Source organism: Mesorhizobium sp. P5_C1, assembly GCF_054049815.1.
In genome coordinates, this window is record NZ_JBFULQ010000759.1 from 1 (window position 1) to 2073 (window position 2073).

Sequence of the window (2073 nt, forward strand, 5' to 3'; positions counted from 1 at the left end):
ACGCGAGGCGGCTTACAAATGCGTCGCCCGCGCCGAGCGTATCGACGGCATCGACAGGAACCGCGGGCGCGAACAGGATCTCGCCTTTGTGGCACACCGGCTTTCCAAACTCTATTGCCTTGTTGCAGGCGTCGGAGAAGACGCCCTTGGTTTCGCCGAAGATGACAGCGCCAAGCACGTTCATATGGCCGAGCAGGAAATCGAGAGCCGCCTGTTTGTCGACGCCGCGCGCAACGACTTCATCGACGGCTTCCTTCATGACGACGAGCAGCGAGGCGCAGACGGTCTCCGAAAGACCCGGCTCGAGCAGCGCCATCTGATCGACAGTGACGCGGTGCGATCGCATCACCGGCGCCCAGATGATCTTGGCGATCGCCTCACCCTTGGCATAGTCCTCTTCCGGGCCCTGCATCAGCGCACTAACCATGTGCTGCTTGGCTTTGACGCCGCCGAAATAGTCCTTCTTGGCCGCCATGTCGGTTTCGTCGTTGAAGATCGGCGGATGACAGGGATGGGTGACGAAATAGGTCAGGTCCGGCCGCTTGGGCAGATGGCCGGCGAAAGGTGCCGCGGCGTCGAGCACCACCACCATCGTACCTGGCACGAGTTTGCTCTCGATGCTCGCCGCGACCTTGCCGATATGTGTATCCGGAACGGCCAGGATCACCACATCGGCGCCTTTGAGCGCGTCATCGGCACTGACGGCATCGAAACCCAGCCCCGACTTCAGTCGCTCGCGACCGGCCTCGCTGACCTCGACATGGCGTATCGTGTAAGGCGAGCCGCGAAAATTGGTCGACAGGCGGTAACCCATTTTCCCGCCGGCACCGAACAGTGCAATCGTCGTCATGTATCACTACTCCCGATGTCCAACGATGGACCAACCAATCGTCATGTTATCAACTGGTATAATCACTCTACCAAATCTTGGCAATCTGGATCGGGATGGAATGCCGATGATTCATGCCGGACCATCCTTGGCCTGCATGTCTGGCGCTGGTCGAAGCTCGCTAGCTATGCCCGTCGCAATGGCGCCGATGAACAACGCAGTCAGCGAGACAAGACATCGAGATGCTATTCACTTGGCCCATTGCGGAACGTGCAGCAGCTCACGCAGGCGGATCGGCAAGCTGGACGAAGCGCGCAATTCGGAACAGCTTGCCTCCCAACGCCCGAGATACTCGGCGATCGGTAGACCGGTGCGGCCGGGCCAGCGGTTGAGTGCACCCAGCGCCTCGACGCAATCCGGCGCGCGGTCGTATTCGGCGAGGATGGTCACGGACATCGCCTGGGCGAATGGATTGAGGCCGGGTATTTCGATCTCGCTGCGATGGTCGGCGAACCACGCCGCGGCGTCGCTGGTGAGCCCCTGGCTGTCGGCAAGCGCGGTATAGCTTCGGATGATGTTTTCGCGATACTTGGCAATGGCATCGCCGAAGGCGTTGTCGCCGGCGAAGGGCGGGGCCTCCTTCCAGCTTTTCGCCAGACGCCCGAGCCCGCGCAGCGAGTGGGCCTCCACCATTGCTTCCTCGAGCCACTGGCAGGGCGCCGCCGGTTTGGCGTCCGCCTGCCAGCTGTYGCAGAGTACATGGCCGAGCTCGTGGCCGAACTGGTAGGCGAGCTTCGACCAGTCACGCTCGCCGATATCGACGATGATCCAGGCCATGCTGGTGCCGTCGGGATGCAGCCAGATCGCCGGCGTGCCGGAAGTGTGCTCGTCGACACGCAGCCGCGTCGGCTGGCGGTCGGAGACAAGGCGGACACCGTCAAGGCATGCGTGCCGCATGCGCTCGACGACCTGATCTGCCGCGCCCTCCAGCATGCGGCCCCAGTCGCCGGCAAGCTCGATGGGTGCGGTGAGGAGGGTGGAGGGAGCGGCCATTGCAGGAGTAAGGCCCCAGCAGGTCAACTTGGGCTGAGCAAATAGCATTGGTGCGCTTCCTGCGCCAAGGATGAAATCACGCCGTTTCATATTCGATCTGCCCTCCAAGCCCTTCTGATACCGCCTTTCAGCATGACGCTCGTCTTTGGCAAATTTCGGAAAGTCGCTTACCTTGCGATGGAACCAAGAGA

Annotated in this window: 2 protein-coding genes; both read right to left on the reverse strand. The window is 61.8% G+C overall.

The genetic code is table 11. From position 1 onward, the window contains the following. On the reverse strand, window positions 1–850 hold an 850-nt coding region (locus ACXJ7R_RS30930; RefSeq protein WP_457155123.1), incomplete at its 3' end, for a phosphogluconate dehydrogenase C-terminal domain-containing protein. A gap of 228 nt (window positions 851–1078) precedes the next feature. After that, window positions 1079–1882 carry a hypothetical protein gene (locus ACXJ7R_RS30935; RefSeq protein ID WP_457155124.1) on the reverse strand — a complete coding sequence of 268 codons (804 nt, stop codon included), beginning with the start codon at window positions 1880–1882 and terminating at the stop codon, window positions 1079–1081. Window positions 1883–2073 lie beyond the last annotated feature (191 nt).